This is a genomic window from Brevibacillus antibioticus (genome assembly GCF_005217615.1).
GTDB classification, from domain to species: Bacteria; Bacillota; Bacilli; order Brevibacillales; family Brevibacillaceae; genus Brevibacillus; species Brevibacillus antibioticus.
On the sequence record NZ_SZNK01000001.1, the window covers coordinates 1767331 to 1790390 of the forward strand.

The following is a 23060-nucleotide window of genomic DNA, read 5'->3' on the forward strand; positions in this document are numbered from 1 at the left end:
AATCTAAGAGGTGATGACGTGATGAGCAACATTCCGAAAATATCGGAGTCCGAGTGGGAAATCATGAAGGTGATCTGGCGAGATCATCCATCGACAGCAGAGCAAATCATTGAGCGTTTACCAACCGATATCGAATGGACAGAGCAAACGGTGCGCACGTTTTTGAACAGGCTGCTCAAAAAGAAGGCAATCAGCTATGAAAAATCCGGTCGCAGCTATCGATATTTCCCACTCGTCCAAGAAGATGAATGCAAACGGGCGGAAAGCGAATCCTTTTTGAAACGAGTATTTAACGGTGCAGTAGGCACGATGATGACCAATTTTCTCGAAGATGTACAGCTATCCAACGATGAAATCGACAAGCTGCAAAAAATTCTGACGGAAAAACAAAAGAAAAAGCAATGATGAGGGACCAGTAAATGATGGATATTCTAGGGAATGTTTTTTTGTGGATGTGCTACGCTTCGCTGGGGGCAAGCCTAGTCGCTATTTTGTTGGTAGCCATAAAAAAAGGGGTTCGCCAAGCGATTAGCTGGCGCATGCATCATTTGTTATGGTTCATCGTTTTAGCACGCCTTATGATGCCTGTGCTACCGGAGAGTTCATTTAGCCTCTTCACTTGGATTACCTTGGCAAGTAACGGAATATCGGTCACCCAGCCGCTCCCTCCTTCTATCGAGCCAGAAGTGACACAAACGAAACCTCGTGTCATTCCTGCTAACACTGACTTAGCTGTACAAGGAGAGAATGGCGGGGCCATGCAAGTCGAAGCTGTCAAGGATGATAAAATAGGCGCTGCATTCACTCATGCTGCCTATATTCAGATTTTGTCGGTAGTGTGGCTTATCGGCGTAGTCATTTTGCTGACGAGACTATTCGTTTACTTGTATAACATGCACACCAAAGAACGCTTTCTGATGCGAGTGACAGATGAAAGAGTATTGACCATCATGAATGCATGCAGAGAGAAGCTTGGTGTGAAAAGGCGAATACCTGTCTACACAGGAACACTGGCGAAGGGGCCGCTAATCTCGGGCATCTTTTCACCTTGGATTTATTGTCCGCGGGATGTATACCAATCGTTGTCAGATGCCGAGCTGTATCACGTTTTCGCACATGAGCTCGCTCATCACAAGCGCAAAGATTTGCTGTGGAGCCTTCTTGGTTCTCTCGCACTCGCGATCCATTGGATGAATCCGCTTGTATGGGTATGGGTTCGAAATATGAAGGCAGATATGGAGCTTGCGTGTGATGAATATGTTTTGGAGATTCTGGGGGAAAAAGAAGCGATTCCCTATGGCATGACACTACTTTCATTTGCGAGACAGATATCAGAGAAAAAACCCATGCCGTATCCGCTTTATTTTCACCATTCTCACCATATAGATCAAATGAAAAGGAGAATTCAAATGATTTCAAAGTTCAAAAAAGGCTCTGCAAAGCTATCAGCTGTAGCCATTGCATGCGGGCTAGTTATTAGTGCAGTCACACTGACCAACGCAGCAGAACCGTCAACACTTCAGATGTCTGTAAAACAGGATGAAAAAATGCGTCCTTTGTTTGAGGATACCACCAGGTTGACGAATCGGCTGGAAAAGGCTGAAAAACGTGCTGGTTTTGCTTTTAAAGTTCCGTCTTATTTGCCACCCGAATTTACATATGAATACAGCCTTAACTTACGCTCAAAGGAATCAGAACCTTCGGAAAACGGAGTAGTCCATTTTTTCGGAAGCCCAGACGGACCGATCAGAATAGGAACGAGCATAGTCGAGGACAAGATGGAATCTTTTAAAGTGATAACGGATAATGGGACTTCGAAGAGTAGCGTCGACTCCACACTCTCGCAAGAACAGATATCCGTGAAAGGAAAATCTGTAAAGGTTAATACACGCACGGCAACAACTAAAGAGGGCACAGTTTATAAAAACGTTGTCTATCTCTGGAGCGATGAGGGTCTCTACTATTATATACAGGGGGAAACTTCCTTAGAAAATAAGGAGATCGTAAAAATCATTGAATCGTTTCAACCTCTAGATGAAGAACTGATAAAAAGGTACGCCAATGACGACCCTTTGAATAACGACGCCATCCATGATTTAGATGATCTGGAGTATTTCTCAGAAATGATCGGTTTTGCACCAGTTTTTCCTTTGGATCTGCCTACCGGTTATAAAGCGACAGAAGCATATGTTAACCAAAGACAAACTGAAAGCGAAGAGGATAAACACAAAGACAAGCGCATCATTAATATGACGTTTGAAAATCCTGAAAAACCAAAAACGTCTGTGTTCTTTGAACAAATTAAGGACAAATCCATAGTGGAAAACATGAGAAAAACAAAAAAGACCTCTTTTGAGAGAAGTGACGGGGTAAAATTTGAAGTGCCAGTCACTTCTTTGAACATCAGTGGACAAGAAGTATTCCGCACAGTGATGTATAAAATCGATCAAACACTGAGTCCTAGGAAGAAGTACAACTATACTTATTTTTGGTTAAAAGAAGATGTCTGCTATAATGTGACGTTCAACGAAGTGGAAGAGGAAGCACAACAGCAAATGGTAGCAGCTCTGGTAAAGGAAAAAGCGATCGATTTGAAAAAGTAGCGGGAACGGAGTCTGTACATAAATCGTACAGACTCTTTCCTTTTCCTTCGAGAGGCAACGGAAGTGGACGAAGCATACTTCATGCCGGTGCGCGAGCGTTTTGATCATCCTTTGTAAAGCATTTCTAATCAGTAGATGGAATCATTTTGTAATTATTGATACAATGATGGGAGTCCCTTCGGGGGCTATTTTTTTAAGGAGGGTTTTTCCGATGAAGAACATTACGTTCATCAAACATGTTTATGAAAAGCAACTGGGGGGTGAAATCTATTATGAACCCTAGTATTTTGAATGGCACCAGAAACCATCTGATCAACCAGCTGGTCTTTTTTGACGAGCAGTATTCACTCTTTTACGATCAATATGTACGCAATTACGGGAAAGAAAAGCAAGCCATCGATGAGATTGTCGAGCGTTACAAGCAAACACTTGAAAGCCTTTTGTCAAAAGAAGACAGTGCACTCTTTCAATCGCTTAAAGCGATTACGTTATTAGGCAGCAGCGTAAAAGTGCGATTTGAAGAAGATCAATTTGAGGAGTCATTTACTGTGGTTTATCCCACAGACATTGACCCGGATAACAACAGAATTTCATTCTTATCGCCCATAGGCAGGCAACTGCTGCTAGCGGCTCCACACGATTCTGTTGTGCTGGAAAGTCCGGTTGGCAGGCAACAGGTGCAGGTTCGGGAGATAAGCTTTACATATATGGGGGGATTCTCGTCACCTTAGGAATCTACCTATCCCATCAATCATATAAGAAGACACTAACGCGGGGTTAGTGTCTTTTTTTTACTAATCTAGTAAAATACAAGAAAACTAAGCCGAGCGTACTGGAGGGAAAGACAATGAAAATCATTGCCTGTCAAGCATGTGAGCAAGACGTGCAATGGGATATAAATCGCCTACAGAAGCGGGAAGAGCGGTGGGTGATGGCTTGTGAAAAGTGCGGTGACTCGTTTTTCAGCGTGTCAGAAGAAGAAAAGGAAATGATTCTGGCAGGCATTCGATTGACGGAAGAGTATGTACCGGATATCATCCATGCTTATCAGAATGAGGATGTAAAGAATCTCCCTTCCAGGCTTGGGTTCGGAGAAATCAAAAAAAGCAATTTAGAGGACTGAATTACATGACGTGTGGCCTGTCACAACCAGAGGTGAGCAGCAATGGCACGTTCCAATTCCTTGGTGTATGGACAAGCTCGAGCAGCACTTGATCAATTCAAGTACGAGATTGCTGCTGAATTTGGAGTCGAGTTGGGCGCAGATACGTCCGCGCGTCAAAATGGCTCTGTCGGCGGAGAGATGGCGAAGCGTTTGGTTCAATACGCGGAACAGCAAATGTTTCGTTTGTAATCCCTCTTGTCATTGTAGTACACCCACCATGTCTCAATCTCGTATCAAGCAAGCATGGAAAAGAGCTTCTCCTCGCGATTTGTACGGACGGACCTGAGGAAGCTTAGAGACGATGAGAAAGCTTTCATCGTCTTTTTTGTGTTGCTTGAAGTGGTCCGGGGTGCCCTAGCAAAAAACCTTGACCAACAGGTACCCCCAGTGCCAAAGCAACAGATAAGTCCTCCGGCTCCTCGATTCCTTCGAGTACAAGCTGTGTTTGATCTTGGCAGTATTGGACGAAAAGCGAAACGAGCTTTTGCTTATTCGGCATGGAGGACAATTGCTTGCCAAAGTACCTGTCGAGCTTAACGATATCTGGTTCATACTCCACGATCTTTTTTAAAGAAGCGGCACCCGAGCCGACATCATCTAATGCGATCAGGAATCCATGCTGACGTAGCTCATGTATTTTTTGCCCCAACAATCTTATCTCCCACATCTTGTCTTCTTCATTGGCCTCGTTGATTTCCAAGACAATTCTACTGTTCCAAGATTGAAACAAGCCTGCGGTAATAAACGACAGGAAAGCAGGGTTCAACAACGTAGAAGGAAACACATTGATGAACAAGAGCGGGACATGATCGAAAAAAGTCACATTCGTAAAGTATGATTCAATTGCTTTTTTCATCGACAGCGTATCCAACTCATACAAGTGTCCTTCTGCACGAGCCGTTCGAAAAAGGAATTCTGGAGAGTGGTGTGTAGAGGAGCGAAGAAGTGCTTCGTACCCAAAAAATTGTCCAGTCGTCAGATGCACCAGGGGCTGAAAAACAGGATATGGTAGTTCCTTTGCCAATGCGACGTTCATGGAATCATATTCCTTCCTACACCAAATATTTGACTCTAGGAAAAATTGTTTCCTTTAGGAAAGATAAGTTGTCGATATTTTACAACAGCGCGGTATTGTTTGCAATGCAAGCTTCATACACAATTATATTTTGCATTAAGGAAACAAATTTGGGTGTGTACAAAATATTTTTCATCTTGTAAACTAGGCTTGTAACCGACAATCAAGAGTGGAGGAGATAGGAAATGGAAGCCTTTACGTTACCCGAACTGCCATATCGCTATGATGAGCTGGAACCTTACCTGGATGCGAGAACGATGGAAATTCATCACGGAAAGCATCATGCAACGTATGTGGCCAATTTAAACAAGGCCCTAGAAAACTACTCGCTGTTCAAGAATGCTTCGGTCGAAGAACTAATCAGTAACTTGGAGGATATCCCGGAAGACATTCGCATGGCAGTTCGCAATCATGGGGGCGGACATTATGGACACAGCTTGTATTGGTCGATCATGAGTCCGACTGGCGGCGGGAAACCAACAGGGGATATTGCGAAAGGAATCGACAAGTATTTCGGAAGTTTTGAGGAAATGAAGGATGAATTGACAAAAGCGGCTGTCAGTCGTTTCGGATCAGGATGGGGATGGCTCGTCGTCAATGGAGACAAGTTGGAAGTGACGAGCACGCCCAATCAGGATACTCCTTTTATGGAGAAGAAAACGCCCATATTGGTCGTAGATGTGTGGGAGCATGCTTATTACTTGCAGTACCAAAATAAACGCCCTGATTTTGTCTCGTCGTGGTGGAATGTGGTCAACTGGGAGGAAGTCAATCGTTTGTATAACGAAGCAATCCGCTAAGGCAGGCCTATCCATGAACAGACACGCGGTCTATTTTCAAGAACAGGATAAACGTCGAGAAATTTTGGTGTTGCTGAAGAAGCGCCGTTCGGTCGATGTCCATGAACTGTCAAAGCATCTCGGTATAACCAAAGTCGCCGTGCGTAAGCATTTAGATGTTTTGCATAGAGAACGGTATATCGAGTCTCGAATCGTTCGCAAGCGAACAGGCAGACCAGCCTATGTGTATCACCTAACGAAAAATGCCGATCAATTATTCCCTCGTCACTACAGCGATTTGGCTACAGAGATGGTGGCGGGCATTCAGGATTTGTATGGGGAAGCTTTCGTCGATCAATTATTTGAGAAGCGTATGGCACGGATGTTACAAAACCATCGAGAGGTAATGAGAGGACAAGGTTTTGACCAGCGAGTGAAAACGTTGGCGAGGATACAAAAGGAAGAAGGATACATGCCTCACTTGGAAAAAATAAGGGATGGTTTATATACACTCGAAGAAGCAAATTGCCCTCTTCTACAAGTAGCCATTCGCTTTCCCCAAGCATGTCAATGTGAGCTCTCCTTGTTTGAGTCGCTAGTAGACGCGCAAGTAGAGCGTACTTCGTGTATGGCGGAAGGACAAGTGAAATGCCGTTACCTGATAAAAGAAAAGCTCAGCCATGAAGAATCGTAGTGAGCAAGACATCCGTTACTAGGGCGGATGTCTTTTTGTTGTAAGCATGGCGGGGCAACTGCTGTCCTGGGTTAATCGGGGTAGGATTTGTCATCGGAAGACGAATTGTTTACCGAAAGGGCAAGTGTCTATACAACCAGACGGGCGATCACGTATGGATAAAGGGAGGCGTATTTGGATGGAAAGGAGTGAGAACATGCGGAACGACAAGAAAAATCCGAAGAATAGAAAGCCAATTCTTAATCATCGAGGCGCCTTGAAAAAGTCGAGTGCATCACTTCCGCTCCTCTTTGTCGCACCGAAGGAACAGATGCTGCGTCAGGAAGATGCCATGGATAAGCAGAAAATGTATCGTTTCAAGAAACCTAAGGGTAAACGAAACCGTGTGTCTCCGCCTCCGGTCAAGCAGACAGCTACTGAACAAGCCCCACCGCAGTCCACCTCCATGGATGCCCAGGATCTTACGAAGGAAAACAACAGATCGCAGGAAGAACTGATTCAAGCAAAAGTAGTCTACGTGGAAAACACGGGTCAATCATTCATGCAGGTTGCTTTCCTAGAAGAAATTTGGGACGTAGAGTGGGTCCATACCTTACGTGTGCCCTGGAAACTCGATTGGAAAGAGATGGAATGCCAAAGTAAGATCGATGTCCAGGACGTGCGGCACGATGAGAGCAAAAAGATTGTCTGGCTGTCAGGTGAGTTGGAAGTCAAGGGTTTGGGTTTCACTGTCCATTCGCAAAAAGTAGAGCATGAAACGATTCGCATTCCCTTTAGCTCCACAGTATTGCGACCTTCCTTGCCCAAAGAAAATGTAGGAACAAGTGCCATTCTCCTTACAGCACCAGCTTGTCCGACAAATAGATGGGTAGAAACGGGAAACTGGCAAATCAATATCGTGGCAGATCCGCTCACCCATTCACAAGCAGGATGGAAGGAGTTCAGCGGCTTGGCAACCATTAGCGGTCGTGTATGGTGGTATCGGAAGCAGCTGGTTCCCGTTCCGCCCCCATACATAACGAAAAAGGTAAACAGTCTTTTCTAGAAAAAAGGGCAGATAACGCTTGGCATTAGCCAAATCCATGTTGAATCTAGTCCATATAATATAAAGAGAGTAGGTGACTGATAAAGGAGAGAGTAAAAATGGGTATACATGGCGAAGGCTGTAAATGTGGCCAAACCGAAGTTACGCAAAATAGCTGCAGGGTGGAAAATGCCCGTATGTTTGGAATGGCTTCAACCGAAACCACTTTTCCTAGAACGATTAAAGTTCCTGTAACGTTGGCAGAAACGGCTGCTGTCGTATGTGTGGAGGCTAATGTCCATTTGGAGAAGCCTGCACTTGAGATCGTTCGGGTATTAAAGAGTGTCATTCTAGAGCAATGTGAGCTGGTTCCCACATTCAACCCGTTGTCAGCAAAGTTGTTCGTCAGTGGTTTTATTCGCAAACATATCGAGTACACCACAGTTGATCAAGAAACGGGAACTGCTGTATGCGGTGATGTACGACATACAACGGCGCTGATTCCATTCGATTTCTGTACGGATCTGACGTTTCCGGCTACAGGGCCGACTTTGCAACTGGCACCAGATTTCGAGTCACACGGAGAATATTTGAATAAAGCAGGTCATGCGGCAAAGATTAATGTAGGTTTGTTCGGCAACCGAAAATTTTACAACGAGAGACCGTATTGTGAGCTGTTATTCTCGGAATTCACCGAATTAGACATTGGTTTGGAAAATAAGCGGTGCAAAGACACAACCAAAACTTTCTCGACCGTCCGTGAAAAAATCGTTCTGCGTATTGGTCTAAAAGTTTTGCAGGATCAACAAGTCCCTATTCCAACGACCCCACCACCAAAACCGACATTTCCGCCACCTTGCAAATCGATATGTCCACCTAAGAAATGGTAGTTCGTAAAGAATAGCGTAGATGAGACACTCAGAGCCGATCAGGAGCTACTGGGCGTCTCTTTTTTTATGAGGAATTACGCCAATCCGCCTAAGTCAGTGCACACGGTGCCCCCGACTATCGTTCCCTGTTAGTTCAATGCTTTAAATCTGTTCCTATGCCAATTGTTTCGCGATCTCCCAGGCATGTCCTGCCGGATCGATGAATGAAGCCGTTCGCACTCCCCATGGCCGATCAATCGGACCGTTCAGCAGAGCAACCCCACGTATTTTCAATTCTTCACAGATCTCATCCACGTCATCGACCCAAATGGTGAGTAGGAAACGGAATCCGGATTCACGTGTTGCGACTGTTCCCGGTTTCATCAATTCACGTGACTCGGAAATATCCAAAAGGTTCACGCTCATATTCCCGAGTTAAACACCGACGAGACCTCGTCTTCATATACGGCTTGAAAACCGAATACCTCCTGTTAGAATGCCTTCACCTTCTGAAAATCCTCAACAAACAGCGTAATGACATCCACATTCCTAGTTCCTAAACTCTTCAAATGAACACCCTGCTTTCTGCTTGTAAATTGTTGTCATTCATTTACACTAAACTGTCGGTTAGTTGAATAGCAGGCTGCCAGACTCATACTTTATAATCCGTTTCGGGGTATAAACTCTCCGCTCAGAGGTAGTAGCCGTTACGCATTTCTTGTACGATTTCTCTAAAGCAAACGGTCTGAAAGGAGAAGGTGTACAATGTTTCGAATACGGTTCAGCATCTTTTTGAGTGTGTTTGTCGCGATGGTAGGCTTAATGATAATTGCTCCTGTGATGCCACCCCTCATTCGTGAGTTGGGACTCAATGAACTTCATTCTGGTATCATTATTTCCCTTGGCTCCATTGCAATGGCGGTGATGGCGCCCTTTTGGGGGCGTTTAAGCGATCGGAAAGGAAGGAAAGCAGTCATTGTCATTGGTTTTCTCGGGATGTTTGTGAGCTATGTTCTGTTCACAGCGACGATGTATGCGGGATTGTCACAGCTTATTGGTGGCGGGCTTCTGGTTGGATTACTCATTGTGGCACGCGGACTGATTGGGATGTTTATTCCGGCCGTTCCATCGGCAGCACAGGCGTATATGGCAGACGTAACGGATGAAAAAGGCAGGGCAGCAGGTATGGCTTTAATTGGTGCAGCCAATGGTATGGGGCTTGTTCTTGGCCCGGCGATTGCTGGAGCCTTTGCGCTTATTGGTCTGATTTGGCCGTTATACATTGGCGCGCTGTTGCCGATTGTCGCAGTAGGCGTTGTGTGCTTCTTGATTCCCGCTCATAAACCGGTGATTCAAGAGAAGCCTCCCAAGGTGAATCCTTTTCAAAAAGGCATCTTACTCTATTTGTTTGCCGGATTGGCTACGATGCTCAGTATCGTCACCCTGCAAGTAGTTGGAGGGTTTTATTTTCAGGATCAGTTGTCTTTGACGACGAAGGAAACTGCCCGAATGATTTCGTTAGGCCTCATGATTACGGGAGTAGCGATGATCATCACACAAGGGATGCAAATGAAAAATCCGAAGTGGCAACCAAAATCACTCATTCTTTTCGGAGCGGTGCTCATCATTATCGCCTTGTCGCTCTTTCTTTTCTTCATCAACCTGATCGTCTATGATGTGGCGTTTTTCTTGTTCGGAGTTGGAACTGGGTTAATGATGCCAGGCTTTATGGCAGGGGCTTCATTAGCTGTTTCTCGTGAACAGCAAGGAGGTGTGGCGGGGCTTGTGGCATCTGTTCAAGGGATTTCAGCTGTCATCGCTCCCATTCTCAGTACAGGTCTTTACCAATTGAATAAGTATCTACCCTTTGCAGTCGTAGCTTTGATCGTGCTGCTAATGGGGATGACATTGCTTTTCGTAAAAAGCAGAACAGAGGTGAATGAGAATCGAATAATAGATTCGTAATATTGCGGGCAGCATCGTTGGAGGCTGGCTATCATTCCGCCTTCGTACTCGCATATAATTGAGGTAGCACAAAAGTGATGCGAGGAGGCTCTACCCGAAGTGAAAATAAGTGAATTATCACAATTAACCAACGTCAGTACTCGATCGATCCGACATTACGAAGAAAAGGGCTTGCTACAAGCAGATAGATTGGCAAATGATTACCGTCATTTCAATGAATCGGCTGTCAAGCGTGTCAAGTTGATTCAACTGTACTTGAAGTTGGGGTTAACAGCAGATGAGATCAGAACGTTGTTCGGAGGGGAAGTGGTATCTCCCGACGATTACGAATATTGCGAGGAAATGCTGGCGATATACGAACAAAAGCTCAGTCGAGTGAATGAACAGTTGGAAGCACTCCAGGAGTGGAAGTCGCTGTTGGAGAGGCAAATTTCTAGGACACGTGGAAAACAGGTTACGAGCTAGCGCATAGATACGGCCCCGGAGCGTGGTAAAATGCTTCGGGGCCGCCATTATTTAAAAGGTATGGAGGTTTTGCCCGATTCCGCCGTCCACAGTCAACTTCGCACCAGTTGTGAAGGTAGCGTCAAAGGCCAGAAACAGCACGGCTTTCGCAACTTCTTCTGAGGAACCATGTCGTTCCATAGGTGTAACCTTATCGCCGAGGTCCTGAAAGGTCGCTCGTTCTACTTCGGTAAAACCGACAACTCCCATTGATGGCGTATCGATAAATCCGGGACTAACGACATTGACACGAATGCCTTTGTCTAGCAGCTCCACAGCAAATCCAGAAGCCAAGGAACGCAATGCCGCTTTGGATGCGCTATATACACTCATACCGGGATAACCGCCTTCATCAGCTACGGATGAGGTAAATACGATCGCACCTCCTTCATGAATAAGTGGGGTCAATCGCTGGACGGTGAAAAACGCTCCTTTCGTATTCACTTCAAATATTCGATCATAGGTGTCCTCCGTTACTTCCTGAAACGGTTCAAGAATAGAGAACCCTGCGTTCACATGGAGGAAATCAATCTTACCAAAATGCTTCTCCACGAATAGCCCCAATTCTTGAATATCCTTCATACTCGATACGTCTGAAACGACGACATGTGCCCGTTCTCCCAATTCTCGTCTTGCCTCATCTGTATTTTTAGGGTTACGGCCAGTGACGATTACCTCTGCTCCTCCTGCGATTAACGCTTTTGCTACGGCTAAGCCCATGCCATGTGTACCTCCAGTAATGACGGCTTTTTTCCCTGTATAGTTGTTCATTTTTTATTCCTCCTTGAGTGAATGAGTAACCTTGCTTAATGTAGTCTAAGCGTTGACATTAGTGTGAAAGTCAAGGGCGCACGGAAAAAAGTTAGGTTCAGTGTCGAAAGGGTTGGCTATTATTGGTATAATCAAGGACATTGAAACCTTTGGGGGCTGAATCCAACATGAATATAAATGGGAAGTGACTGTATTGCATGATCAATCTAGGTGAATATCCTTATAACAAAGAGAGTCTTCGGGAATTACTTGAACGATCAAGAACGAAAACACTTTCCCATGAAGAAGTCGCAATGTGGTGTTTTCTGTACTGGTCAAGTTGGAGATCAGATGAAGACGATTTATTTAACAAAACAGATGAGATGACAATTGATATCGTGATGGAGATCGGGGAATTTTGGGTAAATAAGCCAGAGTGTGGAGCCCAAGTAATCATTTTCGGGGAAGAGCAGATAGATGTGTGGATTGATAGATTGCATTGGGATTAAGGAGGACGTGCGTTTGACAGATTTGTCTGAAGTAGTGGAACAGGCAGAAAGATGGCATGATGATGGAAAGTTCCTCGATGCCTTGTTGCTGCTCACCACATATATTTTCCAAGAGAAAACGACTATGGATTGTCCAGAAGAATACCATGATCATATTCGCGGAATGTACCTTTATATAGAAGCGCTCTTGCATACCGGGCGGATTTCTGAAGCGAAGCAGTTTGTTACTTACCTCCGGGAGTTACAGTCTTGCTATTTTGATCTGCCTGGAGTGAAGGAGGAAGTAAATGAACTCCAGTATTTTATGGAGAGCATTCTCCCGTACTTTCAATCTAAATGGGATCAAGAAGCAGCGGTGCGCTCATTAGGTAGGTTATCAGATCGTGACGGTCTGGACCCGGGGTTTGCATCAAGATGTCAGTATTATCTAGCACTTGCAGATTATCGAGACTACAATGTTGTTGATGCTAGGCAGAAGCTCACAGCAATCTCTGGTCCTTCCTCGTCTTTTTTTAACCAGCAGCTTAACCAGCTGCATCGGAAAATAGACGAACGGTCTCGTCTTGACTTCCACGAGCTGCGTAGACAACATCGAGCATTTATCGAGATTGGCGAACATGATGAATGGGTCGAGAATCTATGCCTCAATACAGATGGTTCTATTCTGGCGGTCATGTACCGCGATGGAATGTTGAAGCTGCTGAGTACCAGCGATGGGACAGAGATCGCATCTTTTGAAGAGAATATCTCTCTTTATGAGGAGGAGAAGGCAGAGGCAGTCGGTCTTGCATTTAGTCCCGACTCTCGGTATCTTGCCGTTGGGCTTGGTGTTGGCATCGTCAAGGTTTACGATGTTGAAAAAAAGCATATACATACCGAATATTTATACCCAGGGCTGGATTGGGAGCAGCTTGCTCAAAATTCTTATTACCGTGAGTATACGCATGTCTCCTTTAGTGAGAATGGCACCTATCTAGTTCTTGTGCCAACCGCGGAGAAATACGATGCTCAAGCAGATAACGGCTACCCAACTCCCGATTATTATGGATCCTTTTATGTTATTGAGGTTCTATCTGGTGAACTTGTCCTGCAACATACCTATCATGGTGAGAAAATCGCTGCTATCCAGATTAGCCCCGACGAAAAGCGGTTAGCGGTAGCCCTATTTGGGAAAGACATTGCTGTTTGGGATTTGTCTTCTTCGACAACTATCGCCCAGTACGGGGATTTTGTATGGCTCGGAAATCCTTCTCGTATGGGGATGATTGACACGATTGCATTTACGAAGGACAGTAGTAAGCTGGTTTATGCGGCTAAGGAGTCGTTTCTGATTGTCTTTGACATCGAGTGGGGATTCCCTATTCACACCATTTCATTGGAACGCTGGAGAAATTGCTGTGCTTTATTCGTAGATAATCAAGACGCTGTAGTTGTTGCCGAGTATGTTCATTCCGATCAAAGTCTGATTCGTAAATGGCAGGAAGGAAAAGAAAACATGGATACGATGTTTTCCAGTGCCAATTCTGATGTGAACAGGATCGTAGTCTGTGAAGAACGGGACGAAATATGGATTTATAGCTCCCCGTTTGTTGAGCTCAGGAGGTACAGCACTTCGGAATTAATCAAGAAATACGATCCTTACCAATGGTCGTATTCACGATATGTCATTTACAATGCTGTATCCATCAATGAACACGCCAGTATAGTCGCGATAAGCCACGGAAATAAGATCCGATTGGGTTGACAGAGGATACCATGAAAACGTAAAGGAGAAGACAACATGAGCATCATTTGGCCTAAGCCATTTTTAGAGCCCGACGCATTAAAACAGCGCATGCTTATCTTGAGCGCTCTGGATATCGTATTGTGTCAAGAGGAATGGCTGCGCAGATATCAGTTCGATCCAGAGTGGGATGAAAACACAACATTCGCGAGCATTAACAACGGAGCAGGGGACGATCTTTACCTTCTATTTACCCCTGAGGGTGTCATTGTAAAAGGATTCGATCATGAATCGGAAATGAGTCCTCATGCCAGGGAAGAATACGAGGTTTGGCCTGGCATATACGAGCAAGTCCCTCCCGCTTTGCTTCATCGACTCGATGACGAAGCGTTTACCAAGGAGGACGTTACCTTTTGCTTATGGCGAGAATCTACCGATCACGTGTGGAAAACAGGAAACGTACATAATCGGCAAGGACTGGATGATGGATCAGATTTTTTGCTTGGGATGATATATGATATTCCAGAAGACTATGTAGGGTGGGCAGAGGCCTACTACGAGGTGAAGGTCTCTGTTGATGTAGTTGGTTACCTATTTGCAAATACCTCTATCACCAAAGAAATGATTATGGTGCTGAATCCGGAAGTTGATCTGGAAATGGTGATGAAGGAGCTTCAAGCGATCGGATTTACAGTTACGTAAAGTACGCCATGACTAAAAAACACATTGGAAAGAAGATGACGTTATGCCAAAAGGTATGTATTCGCAAGGAGTTGCCGTCCTGTTGTCAACGGCGGTTCCGATTCACAAAATAGCAGACATGCTCAAGGATCAATTCGAAATTGCCAACATCATGGAAACGTTTGACCAATGGGTGTTCAGCGGCCCTAGCTTGCTTATTCCTTATCGTCCTGAGGTAAACGGATATATTCAGGTCGATGTCGTCGATAAGCCTTGGCCGGATAGTATGGGAGACCCGACAGAAGATACGATGCTGTTTGGTGCTTGGTCGATGGGCTTTTTCGGTCCGTTTACGTTCCCGAATAGCCTGGAGCGGGCAACTCAGCAGTCATGGGGATATCCCGAAGGGCGGCAAGCTGCATCCGAGCACGGAGCGTTTATCCGTATCCGCTCTTCTTTCGTGTTGGGCGAGTCGGACGATCAGGCTCCTGTAGTACCTGAGGATTATGAAGCACTCCCGGAGTTGATGACTGTCACTGCCATTGCTGAGTCGCTGTTGAAAATGCCAGAAGCCCTTTGCTTTTTTAATCCGAATGGGGAGTGCCTCGCGTCTGCCGAGCTGATGCAAGAGCTGAATCAACGCTATGAGGAAATACAGCTCCTTCCGCTGGAGCTGTGGTCCAATGTCCGGTTGTTCAATCTTCCAGAAGGATGGCTCTTGATGGATACAGTCGGCATGCAGCAGTTGGATGCGATCGATCATGAGGCGGTATTTAATGGGGATGCCTACGATCCAAATGAGGTCGCGAGTTTCCTGCGGAATATCTCGAACTATGTATACGAGAATGGTCCTGTTATCAATGACGGAGATACAACGGATGGGCCGGGTGAAGAAATTTGGAAGTGTGTCTTGTTGGAGGAAGGGTTGGCAAGCCCTCCGCGTGATGTGCTTCGCTGGTATCCATTAGATGGAAGGGAAAAGCCTGCGGGATTGGAATAATGAGCAAGAGAACTTGATAGGAAAAAGCACGACCATCCCCCTTTACCGGGCATAGTCGTGCTTTTATACGTTACTTTGAGTATTTTAGAGAAGCTAGGCTCACTGTAACTACTTATTTGATCATCTCCTCGTAAATTAGTTTGCCGTCATGCGTATATACGCCGATCTTTTTGGTCCCTGAGATGGTGTACTCGATGGCGACTGTCTCATTCGTAGGGCTAATCAGCAATTGATGTGGAAAGTTGAAGCTTTGATTGTTAACTGTGTTCGCAATGATCTGGGAATCAGTATGAAACACTTGTCCCGTCTGCTTGAGCTCTTTTATTTGTTCTGGCTTGGTTAGAACATATTGTTGCGGTGAGACGACTTTATCTGCCGCATTAATTTTGGTAAAGGTATATTGCTTGTTGGTTTTCGTCACAGCGAGAAAATGACCATCGGAGGTTGGGCGGATAAACGCATACTTTTTGGAAGCAATGAGTCCCTTTTTATTCATCAGCACATAAAATTCTTCGTTCCCCAGCTTGCCTGAGACAATAAATGCTCCACTGTGCATATTCGATTCGACTTTATAGTTACGGGAAGGCTTCAGCATAATTTTGCCTTCATTACTGATAAAATGCGTTTGGCCATTTATTTTCACACGATGCCAGCCTTCACCATATCCGAAATATTCATCGAAAAATGGCTTGCTCAGTATTTTTCCATGAATATTTCTCATGCCCATCTTGTAGTATTCGTCCCCTTTTGCGTCTTTTACCATTTCACCATAGGGCAAGTAATACGGATCAAACGTTTTCGTAGTCGGTTCGGCTAAGTAGTATGGATGATCCGCATCGGGAAACTTCTTGGTAATTTTCCCTGTTTTGGCATTGTACAGATACGGCAGGTTTCCCGGATAGTCCGTGCCCGTAAACCATTCCCCATGTATCTGCTTGAAAGTGCCAATATCGCAACAAGTAGTCATTTTCTTAACATTGCCCTGTTTATCGTAAAGGAAATAGTCCATATGTTTAAAAAAGGGGGAATCAAAATAATATCCGTATCCATTTCGGAGCGGGTACACTTCACTCTTATAAGCGAGATAATTGCTTTTTATTACTTTTCCAGACGGTGAAACCAATGACATGGTGTAACTCTTTGGAGGTGAATCATACTTGTAAAGTGGTTGCTTCGTGAAAAGAAAGAATGGCTCTGTCAAATGAGACGGTATTTGCAGGTTTTGATACACCACTGGTAATTGCTGTTCTCTTGATGGGTCTTGCTGCTCTTCGGCCTTGATTGGCAAAGTAGAGAAGAAGGTGAGAAATAGAATCAGCATGGTTTTTAATAGAGTAGAAAATTTCATGATAGGAATTCCTTTCTAGGAGGTTGATGAGTTGGCCTTAATCAATGACGGTTCAACTGTGACAAATGTTACCATTCGTGTAAAAATTAAATCAAAAATCTCGAAAGGAGGCTACGAATTTGCCAGACAGTGACAAATTGTCAGAAACAGCGAAGGCTTTTATTCAGCAATGTACAAGAAGGGAAACCATTACGGACAGAGAGCAAGTAAGAAAAATCCTACAACAGAAGGGTATTCCAGCTTTTGATGCTTTGTTGGATGTGCAGGAAAAGTATGGAGGTTTGAGCTATTCATTTGGGGGAGAGATTGACAATAGTTTTTGCATCGATTTATGGGGGAACTTTGCTCATCGAGATGGAGAGGAACGGAGAATACCCGAGGTTTTGAATTATGAAGGACGACCAGTGGTAGAGTGCTTTCATGTAATGGATGATCGGTTGAGTAAGGCTGGATATATAGATGAGGACGGCAAGCTGTATACGTTACTCTATACTACATTTCAGGTATTTGCTGAAAATATTGAGGAACTGCTAGAGAGTGAAGGTGTTAAATACAGTCTGCTGCGAGAGAAAAAACAATGGGTAGTAAAATGGATAGAACAGTCAGAAGTTGCGCATTGGCTCTCACGTATTGAACAGAAACCAATTCTTATTGAGCAGGCGAGTCAGGGATATCAAAAGTGGTGGAAGAGCCATGATGGCCGGTTATATGTTCATGTTCGAAATGGAAGGGGAATATATGCGGTGGCGTATGCGATGGAGGTCGCTGATCTTACGCAGCTCGGTCTTAGCAGTTATTCCATTCTGCGTGGGTTTCCGTTTGATTGCTCCTACCAATATGATCGTGAATGTGCCGAAGTCAAGAATACGATGGAAATGTTTCATTTTCAATCTCGTTTATATAAAACCTGCGATTATTCCATGATCACCGTTCCTCAAGTAAAGGAAGCGAAAGACATCTATTTGTATGTAACGGGACAGAAAACCTACCAAAGAGAGCGACCAATCGAAGACTTTTTATTGAAATTTCCAGCGCTTGAGCTGCCTATCGAAGATTTTGATCATAGTCTGCTGGAATTTGCTTTGTGTAACGGAGATGAACGGATTTTAAAGCTGATCACATATATAGCCAACCTGGCAAACCATCATAGCCATAGAAGTACTTCAGCTGAGAATAACGTGGATTATTTCCTGTTCCATGAATATTTGCGACGGATCCACGTATTCATCAAAGCTCATCCAATGAATGTTCATCCATTGTACTTTCATCCTTATCGTGCAGCAGGTGTACCAGCCGAGCATGATATCGTAAAGAAAAATACAGTCGTGGCAAGAATGAGGGGTAACCATGCACAATCCGTTAGTGAGTTAACACTGTACTATATGACTTGTGCCAAAGAAGGAAATGAGATCGCTGCTCACATCTATCGAATCTATGAACCTATCCTTTTACTATTTGCACTCGAAGGAAGTATACGTGTAGATCATGGGCTTATTGAGGTTGGCGGGAACGCCTTTCATCCCTCAAGTTGGCAGGCGAGGGCTGGTAAAGATCCATTCGATGTGTATCACAGAACAGCTGAAGCCTGGAGAAATCGGAATGTTGAGTATGCCATTGATCAAATCAAACGCGTGAAATGGGATAAGAAAATCAGGAACACGGTGGAGTGGGACTTTGGTAAATCAAAGAGAAGTGACGAAGCGTTGAAAGCTGCGTTTACACGTTTAGAAAGACGTCTAGGGAATGCTCTTTCTGAATCGCCTTTCGCTTCTGTTCATAGAGATCAAATCCTGTCAAAGCTATGCTATGATTACCCGCTGTTACAGACTGATGACGGCACCCTCGCTTACTCGATTTGCCAACGATATCTAGAGTGGGCTCATTTAGTGGACCGAAAACATCCTGCCGCAACCAAAAGCCCGTGTTTGTACGAACCATTCATTGAAATGCTATATGAAGAGGATCAAATAGAGAAATGGGAAAGTAAGGCGATGAATTTGATTCGGCTCATGGAACTGGAATCCATAGAAAAGTATGCAGAAGTATTACGAAAGAAAAATGTATGAGATAACGAACTCCGTACTTTGTATCGATACAAAGAATAATTGTTCGGTTTTTAAGGAGGTATTTTGCTCGTTGTTAAAAAAATTACGGGGGTAATACTTTTGGATGGACCATTCGATCACCTTAAATCCGAACATTCTTGACATGGATGAAGAGTGGAACATTTTAATGGTCGTCCAATCAAAACCGCTTTCTGATTACATTCCCTGGAAGCGAGATCCGACAGAGCGTAGACAACCCCAAATACCCAAACAGCGGATACAAAAACATGAGCAACTGACTATACCCAATCAGGCACAATACGAAAGCACTAGAAAACAAATACAAGTATAGCTGCGTTTCCGGAACATCCAATAATTCACGCAGCTGCTGACCAATCCCGAACACGTTGGAAATCAGTGTGGTAAAAATCTCAGAATAGAGCACGAAAACAAAGAACAGCTGGAGCCACTCGTTCCATTGGTCTGTTACAAAAAGGATCGGGATATTCATGAGACGGACATCGTCCCAGTTGGCCAACATGGCAGTGTGGACGACGAGGAGCATGAATCCAAGTACGACCCCGCCAATGACGGCTGCCCGAAACAAAACAACCTTGTCGCGGATCGCATAGCCGATCGGGATGAGAACGGATTGGGCCATGGCTAGATTAAAGGACACGTATAAGACGGTTTTCCATAAGAAGGAGTAATCGGATGGGGTCGAGAGAGGCATGGGAGATTCTGCGGTGCCATCCAGCAAAATGAGCAAAGCGAACAATACCATGGACGGAACGACAATCGCATTCACGACGAGTAGCTGCTCCAACCCTTTTCGTAAAATCAACAGGGCGAACAAAACGGTGGCTGTGGTTCCGACCAAATACGGAATGTCAAACTGCTCCTCCAAGACTGAGCCCGCTCCTGCCAACATGACAGTCGTGACGCCAAAAAGGGTGAGAAAGACCAAAATATTCATCGTACGACCGATCATCGGTCCAAACAGTTTTTGATTAAACGATTCATAGGAGGGTGTGCGCAAATGATGAGCGATTAGCATCATCTTGTAGCCCAGCCAAACAAAAAGAGATGTTGCGAGCAGGATGCCGATTGTTCCGGCATGGCCGTAGGCGGTGAAAAACGCGAGTATTTCTTGACCGCTCGCAAACCCGGCGCCCACGACGGTTCCAATGTACGTTGCTGCGACCTGGATACTTTTTCCCCACAACTTCATACTGTTTTTTTCCTTTCCCATCCAAATAGATGCTAGTACAAGTGTATGAGTCTCGGAGAAAAACAGAATGGGAAAACTCGTCTATCTCATAACCTAACCAAGGAAAAAAGCGAACGGCTCGTGTCCATTCGCTTTTTCGCATAGATACCGACATTTTACAGAAGAAACATCGCTACGATTGTCGTCACCAAAAGTCCGATCGCTACGGGATACAGATTTCGTCTCGCCAGCTCAAAAGGGTCTACGCCACAAATCGCCGCAGCGGGAATCAACGCCCAGGGAATAATCGTTCCACCGCCGACCCAGATGGCGGCAATTTGTCCAAGCGCTGTTAACGTAGCCACACCGGCACCCAAAGCAGTTGCGAACAGTTGAGCCAAAGAGCCAGCCAGGGTAATCCCGGAGAAGCCTGAGCCATCCAGCCCTGTGATGACACCTACGGCGGATACAGTGAGAGCAGCTATTTCTTTGCTAATAGGAATCGTCTGTGCAAGCGCCATGCCGAGGTCATTTACGATTCCGTGCGAACCTTGCGGCAGGACCTCCCCAAACACCTTGTTAAACCCACTGTCCCCCATATAAAAGAAGGCAGCAATTGGGATGACCGGACCAAATACTTTAAAGCCGAACTGAAAGCCTTGAATGAGATGTGTGGTTACCTGCTCGAGACCACTTTGCTTATGCGCAAGCATCGTTGCGATGATGAGAATGAGCAAGGCGGTTCCGCCCACTAGCGCCGTTGCATCGCCTCCGCGTAAATCAAAAGCAAACATGGCCACGACATCGAGGACAAATAATACCGGCACAAGTCCAGCCAAGGAACGCCGCACGCCATCTGACAAAGGGACTCGTGTGGAAGTAAAAACAGCATCGGGTACAACTGTCTCTTTGGGGGATGCAAGCACGCCGAGCTTCATGTCTTTTTTCAAATACCAGAATGCGATTGCAGTTGTCACGACGCCCATAATAATCACAAGAGGGACACTGGCTGAAATCACGTCCGAGACAGGAATCCCTGCGGCTTTAGCCGTTAAAGTAGGAGCCCCTTGAATAATATAATCGCCGGACAGCGCAATCCCGTGTCCAAACAGGTTCATCGAAACGGCGACACCCATCGCTGGCAGACCAGCACGCAAAGCCACAGGCAACATGACGGCTCCGATCAGTGCGACAGCTGGAGAAGGCCAGAAAAACCAGGAGATGACCATCATCACGATCCCGATAACCCAATAAGCCAATGTAGGATTTCGAACCAAATGGGTCATCGGCCGAATCATTGTTTCATTTACGCCCGTATCGGTCAAAACGTGACTCATGGCAACGATGATGCAGATGACTAAAATCGTCGGCAATAGCTCGGTAATCGCATAGATGAAGCTACCGAATATTCCGCCGACGGCTGTTGTCACAGAGCCTGTTGCGACGAAACCGAGGATCGCTATGCCCACGATACTAATCAGACTCGTGTCTTTTCGCAAAACCATCACGAGAATAATGCCAATCACGAACAAGACATACACACCATGTATCCACAAAAGCTCGATTCCCATGTCGCACCCTCCTTTTTCGTTACTCCGCTGAAAGTACATTGATGCCACAATATATGCGAAAAATAGGCCATGGGTGATCCTACATCCTCGTGCAGACGGGTGAATCAACTGGAAACTGGCATTTTTGTCCATGATATGCCACTATTAATGAATGACGTACATTTGGGTTCCAAGCAAGAGAGGGGGATCGGCACAGCGACGTACGTAACCAGTCCGTCGTGCAGCCAACTACGATGAATTCGACTACACCCATCCAACGTAAAATGGACCAGGCAATTGAGCTTTTGGAGCGCCGATTCCTGGAAAGAAGTGAACTGATTCGCCTTTTAATGCTCGGCATCATGAGCGGGGAAAATGCTTTATTAGTCGGTCCGCCGGGTACAGCCAAATCTCAGCTAGCACGATCAGTCTCTCAGCTTTTTGGATCGGAACATTGGTTCGAGTATTTGCTTACCCGTTTTACGACGCCTGATGAGATATTCGGTCCAGTATCTCTTCAGCAATTGAAATTGGACCAATACGTACGAAAGACAGCAGGCTATTTGCCCAACGCTCAATTTGCGTTTTTGGACGAAATTTTCAAAGCGAACAGCGCGATTCTGAATGCGCTGCTTTCTATATTAAACGAGCGAATTTATTTCAATGGCAGAGAAAAAGAGGAGGTTCCGTTGCAGTTTTTAATTGCTGCTTCGAATGAACTTCCGGATGACGATGATCAATTGACTGCTCTTTATGACCGCTTCCTGTTTCGCTATGAGGTTCACTATTTGAAGCATGCTGCAAGCTATGAACGCATGTTTTCATTGCCAACGACGTCTCTTCCTGTTGTGTTCTCTCTATACGACGTGAAGGATATTCAAGCGGCAGCGAAGCAAGTGGTCATTCCAGAAACCATTATTTATTTCTTGTACCGCCTAAAACAAGACTTGGAAGCAAGAGAGTATGTGCTCTCCGACCGTCGCTGGAGCAAAATAGCTCATGTATGGCGTACTTCTGCTGCCTTGCATGGGCGTGAGCAAGTGACGATCTGGGACACGGTTTTCACTCCGCATATGCTGTGGAATGTTCCTGAGGACTTGACGGTCATGCAAGAAGCGTTTGAACAACAATTTACGGAAATGCTGAAGAATGATATGGAGAATGAATTGCCACTCCAACGCTTCGGACAAATTGCGGATAAATGGAAGGAAAAAGAATCCGAGCTGCATGCTTTCCAGTTTAAAAAGGAAGTGGGCGCAAAGCTCGGCAAGGAAGCGATGGAGCGCAATGTCCGGTTGTTAGAGGAGAGTCGCGATGAGGTAGAAGACACGGCGCGAGATTTGCGTAATCGTCTCATTCAGTGGGAGAAGCGGGAGCATGATCTGCATGCCTATGTCCTGGAAAAAAACCGTTTGATTCCCTATGCAGAAAAATACGCGGTCAAATATTCGTACCTGCGCATTGAAGGCGAACGGATTTTGCAGCAACTCCATCGCACGTATCAGACGATTTTTGACAAGGAAATCCCCGGAGCGGATTATGATTTTACGTTGTAGGGGGTAGCTC

The 23060-nt window shown here is 45.2% G+C and carries 22 protein-coding genes and 1 pseudogene; 17 read left to right on the plus strand and 6 right to left on the minus strand.

Annotation, left to right across the window (positions count from 1 at the left end; genetic code table 11):
• Positions 1-21 precede the first annotated feature (21 nt).
• The 5 genes from E8L90_RS08075 (at position 22) to E8L90_RS08095 (ending at position 3957) form a co-directional block, all read left to right on the plus strand.
• Positions 22-405, plus strand: a complete 384-nt coding sequence (locus tag E8L90_RS08075; RefSeq protein WP_137028783.1) for a BlaI/MecI/CopY family transcriptional regulator — start codon at positions 22-24, stop codon at positions 403-405.
• A 14-nt stretch (positions 406-419) separates the two neighbouring features.
• Positions 420-2603 carry a M56 family metallopeptidase gene (locus tag E8L90_RS08080; RefSeq protein ID WP_244297179.1) on the plus strand — a complete coding sequence of 728 codons (2184 nt, stop codon included), beginning with the start codon at positions 420-422 and terminating at the stop codon, positions 2601-2603.
• A gap of 272 nt (positions 2604-2875) precedes the next feature.
• Entirely contained in the window at positions 2876-3334 is a 459-nt protein-coding gene (locus E8L90_RS08085; protein ID WP_167497590.1) for a GreA/GreB family elongation factor, read from the plus strand.
• A 116-nt stretch (positions 3335-3450) separates the two neighbouring features.
• The gene (locus E8L90_RS08090; RefSeq protein WP_137028786.1) at positions 3451-3726 is read left to right on the plus strand and encodes a hypothetical protein; all 276 of its coding nucleotides are present in this window, start codon (positions 3451-3453) and stop codon (positions 3724-3726) included.
• 42 nt (positions 3727-3768) lie between these two features.
• Entirely contained in the window at positions 3769-3957 is a 189-nt protein-coding gene (locus E8L90_RS08095; RefSeq protein ID WP_137028788.1) for an alpha/beta-type small acid-soluble spore protein, read from the plus strand.
• A 124-nt stretch (positions 3958-4081) separates the two neighbouring features.
• On the opposite strand, the gene E8L90_RS08100 is transcribed toward E8L90_RS08095, so the two are convergent.
• A complete protein-coding gene (locus tag E8L90_RS08100; RefSeq protein ID WP_137028789.1) occupies positions 4082-4804 on the minus strand; it encodes an EAL domain-containing protein in 723 nt (240 codons plus the stop codon).
• Between the two features lie 224 nt (positions 4805-5028).
• Between E8L90_RS08100 and E8L90_RS08105 the strand changes: the two genes are divergently transcribed.
• The 4 genes from E8L90_RS08105 to E8L90_RS08120 all read left to right on the plus strand — a co-directional run bounded on the left by E8L90_RS08105 (position 5029) and on the right by E8L90_RS08120 (position 8230).
• Positions 5029-5643, plus strand: a complete 615-nt coding sequence (locus E8L90_RS08105) for a superoxide dismutase (RefSeq protein WP_137028791.1) — start codon at positions 5029-5031, stop codon at positions 5641-5643.
• Positions 5644-5656: 13 nt separating this feature from the next.
• Complete coding sequence (locus tag E8L90_RS08110) at positions 5657-6316, plus strand: helix-turn-helix transcriptional regulator (protein ID WP_137028793.1); 660 nt, start codon at positions 5657-5659, stop codon at positions 6314-6316.
• A gap of 178 nt (positions 6317-6494) precedes the next feature.
• Entirely contained in the window at positions 6495-7361 is an 867-nt protein-coding gene (locus tag E8L90_RS08115) for a hypothetical protein (protein WP_137028795.1), read from the plus strand.
• Between the two features lie 98 nt (positions 7362-7459).
• Positions 7460-8230: a CsxC family protein gene (locus tag E8L90_RS08120; protein WP_137028797.1), complete on the plus strand. Its 771-nt coding sequence runs from the start codon at positions 7460-7462 to the stop codon at positions 8228-8230.
• 153 nt (positions 8231-8383) lie between these two features.
• On the opposite strand, the pseudogene E8L90_RS08125 reads toward E8L90_RS08120, so the two are convergent.
• A pseudogene (locus E8L90_RS08125) lies at positions 8384-8778 on the minus strand (VOC family protein).
• A 196-nt stretch (positions 8779-8974) separates the two neighbouring features.
• Here E8L90_RS08125 and E8L90_RS08130 point away from each other — a divergent pair.
• A complete protein-coding gene (locus E8L90_RS08130) occupies positions 8975-10174 on the plus strand; it encodes an MFS transporter (RefSeq protein ID WP_137028799.1) in 1200 nt (399 codons plus the stop codon).
• Positions 10175-10273: 99 nt separating this feature from the next.
• The gene (locus tag E8L90_RS08135; RefSeq protein ID WP_137028801.1) at positions 10274-10639 is read left to right on the plus strand and encodes a MerR family transcriptional regulator; all 366 of its coding nucleotides are present in this window, start codon (positions 10274-10276) and stop codon (positions 10637-10639) included.
• 51 nt (positions 10640-10690) lie between these two features.
• On the opposite strand, the gene E8L90_RS08140 is transcribed toward E8L90_RS08135, so the two are convergent.
• On the minus strand, positions 10691-11449 hold the full coding sequence (locus E8L90_RS08140) for an SDR family oxidoreductase (protein ID WP_137028802.1): 759 nt from the start codon (positions 11447-11449) through the stop codon (positions 10691-10693).
• Between the two features lie 197 nt (positions 11450-11646).
• Between E8L90_RS08140 and E8L90_RS08145 the strand changes: the two genes are divergently transcribed.
• The 4 genes from E8L90_RS08145 to E8L90_RS08160 are packed head-to-tail and all read left to right on the plus strand — an operon-like array spanning position 11647 to position 15341.
• Positions 11647-11937 carry a hypothetical protein gene (locus E8L90_RS08145; protein WP_137028804.1) on the plus strand — a complete coding sequence of 97 codons (291 nt, stop codon included), beginning with the start codon at positions 11647-11649 and terminating at the stop codon, positions 11935-11937.
• Positions 11938-11950: 13 nt separating this feature from the next.
• Entirely contained in the window at positions 11951-13681 is a 1731-nt protein-coding gene (locus E8L90_RS08150) for a WD40 repeat domain-containing protein (RefSeq protein WP_137028806.1), read from the plus strand.
• Positions 13682-13717: 36 nt separating this feature from the next.
• Positions 13718-14362 (plus strand): hypothetical protein, encoded by a 645-nt coding sequence (locus E8L90_RS08155; protein ID WP_137028808.1) that lies wholly within the window; start codon positions 13718-13720, stop codon positions 14360-14362.
• 43 nt (positions 14363-14405) lie between these two features.
• A complete protein-coding gene (locus tag E8L90_RS08160; RefSeq protein WP_137028810.1) occupies positions 14406-15341 on the plus strand; it encodes a DUF4261 domain-containing protein in 936 nt (311 codons plus the stop codon).
• A 112-nt stretch (positions 15342-15453) separates the two neighbouring features.
• On the opposite strand, the gene E8L90_RS08165 is transcribed toward E8L90_RS08160, so the two are convergent.
• Positions 15454-16689: a hypothetical protein gene (locus tag E8L90_RS08165; RefSeq protein WP_137028812.1), complete on the minus strand. Its 1236-nt coding sequence runs from the start codon at positions 16687-16689 to the stop codon at positions 15454-15456.
• Positions 16690-16808: 119 nt separating this feature from the next.
• On the opposite strand from E8L90_RS08165, the gene E8L90_RS08170 reads away from it, so the two are divergent.
• The gene (locus tag E8L90_RS08170) at positions 16809-18755 is read left to right on the plus strand and encodes a hypothetical protein (RefSeq protein ID WP_137028813.1); all 1947 of its coding nucleotides are present in this window, start codon (positions 16809-16811) and stop codon (positions 18753-18755) included.
• A 178-nt stretch (positions 18756-18933) separates the two neighbouring features.
• Here E8L90_RS08170 and E8L90_RS08175 read toward each other — a convergent pair whose 3' ends face one another.
• Both E8L90_RS08175 and E8L90_RS08180 read right to left on the minus strand, forming a co-directional pair.
• Positions 18934-19965, minus strand: coding sequence for a YkvI family membrane protein (locus E8L90_RS08175; protein WP_137028815.1), 1032 nt, complete (start codon positions 19963-19965; stop codon positions 18934-18936).
• Positions 19966-20120: 155 nt separating this feature from the next.
• On the minus strand, positions 20121-21515 hold the full coding sequence (locus tag E8L90_RS08180; RefSeq protein ID WP_137028816.1) for a hypothetical protein: 1395 nt from the start codon (positions 21513-21515) through the stop codon (positions 20121-20123).
• Between the two features lie 233 nt (positions 21516-21748).
• On the opposite strand from E8L90_RS08180, the gene E8L90_RS08185 reads away from it, so the two are divergent.
• Complete coding sequence (locus E8L90_RS08185) at positions 21749-23050, plus strand: AAA family ATPase (protein ID WP_137028817.1); 1302 nt, start codon at positions 21749-21751, stop codon at positions 23048-23050.
• The last annotated feature ends 10 nt before the right edge of the window (positions 23051-23060 follow it).

Excerpts from the sequence above, each read along its gene's own strand:
- E8L90_RS08120 (WP_137028797.1), top strand. The coding sequence starts at position 7,460 with ATGGGTATACATGGCGAAGGCTGTAAATGTGGCCAAACCGAAGTTACG.
- E8L90_RS08180 (WP_137028816.1), bottom strand. The coding sequence starts at position 21,515 with ATGGGAATCGAGCTTTTGTGGATACATGGTGTGTATGTCTTGTTCGTG.
- E8L90_RS08145 (WP_137028804.1), top strand. The coding sequence starts at position 11,647 with ATGATCAATCTAGGTGAATATCCTTATAACAAAGAGAGTCTTCGGGAA.
- E8L90_RS08130 (WP_137028799.1), top strand. The coding sequence starts at position 8,975 with ATGTTTCGAATACGGTTCAGCATCTTTTTGAGTGTGTTTGTCGCGATG.
- E8L90_RS08140 (WP_137028802.1), bottom strand. The coding sequence starts at position 11,449 with ATGAACAACTATACAGGGAAAAAAGCCGTCATTACTGGAGGTACACAT.
- E8L90_RS08175 (WP_137028815.1), bottom strand. The coding sequence starts at position 19,965 with ATGAAGTTGTGGGGAAAAAGTATCCAGGTCGCAGCAACGTACATTGGA.
- E8L90_RS08105 (WP_137028791.1), top strand. The coding sequence starts at position 5,029 with ATGGAAGCCTTTACGTTACCCGAACTGCCATATCGCTATGATGAGCTG.
- E8L90_RS08160 (WP_137028810.1), top strand. The coding sequence starts at position 14,406 with ATGCCAAAAGGTATGTATTCGCAAGGAGTTGCCGTCCTGTTGTCAACG.
- E8L90_RS08110 (WP_137028793.1), top strand. The coding sequence starts at position 5,657 with ATGAACAGACACGCGGTCTATTTTCAAGAACAGGATAAACGTCGAGAA.
- E8L90_RS08095 (WP_137028788.1), top strand. The coding sequence starts at position 3,769 with ATGGCACGTTCCAATTCCTTGGTGTATGGACAAGCTCGAGCAGCACTT.
- E8L90_RS08155 (WP_137028808.1), top strand. The coding sequence starts at position 13,718 with ATGAGCATCATTTGGCCTAAGCCATTTTTAGAGCCCGACGCATTAAAA.
- E8L90_RS08085 (WP_167497590.1), top strand. The coding sequence starts at position 2,876 with ATGAACCCTAGTATTTTGAATGGCACCAGAAACCATCTGATCAACCAG.
- E8L90_RS08080 (WP_244297179.1), top strand. The coding sequence starts at position 420 with ATGATGGATATTCTAGGGAATGTTTTTTTGTGGATGTGCTACGCTTCG.
- E8L90_RS08090 (WP_137028786.1), top strand. The coding sequence starts at position 3,451 with ATGAAAATCATTGCCTGTCAAGCATGTGAGCAAGACGTGCAATGGGAT.
- E8L90_RS08100 (WP_137028789.1), bottom strand. The coding sequence starts at position 4,804 with ATGAACGTCGCATTGGCAAAGGAACTACCATATCCTGTTTTTCAGCCC.
- E8L90_RS08165 (WP_137028812.1), bottom strand. The coding sequence starts at position 16,689 with ATGAAATTTTCTACTCTATTAAAAACCATGCTGATTCTATTTCTCACC.
- E8L90_RS08075 (WP_137028783.1), top strand. The coding sequence starts at position 22 with ATGAGCAACATTCCGAAAATATCGGAGTCCGAGTGGGAAATCATGAAG.
- E8L90_RS08185 (WP_137028817.1), top strand. The coding sequence starts at position 21,749 with ATGAATTCGACTACACCCATCCAACGTAAAATGGACCAGGCAATTGAG.
- E8L90_RS08115 (WP_137028795.1), top strand. The coding sequence starts at position 6,495 with ATGGAAAGGAGTGAGAACATGCGGAACGACAAGAAAAATCCGAAGAAT.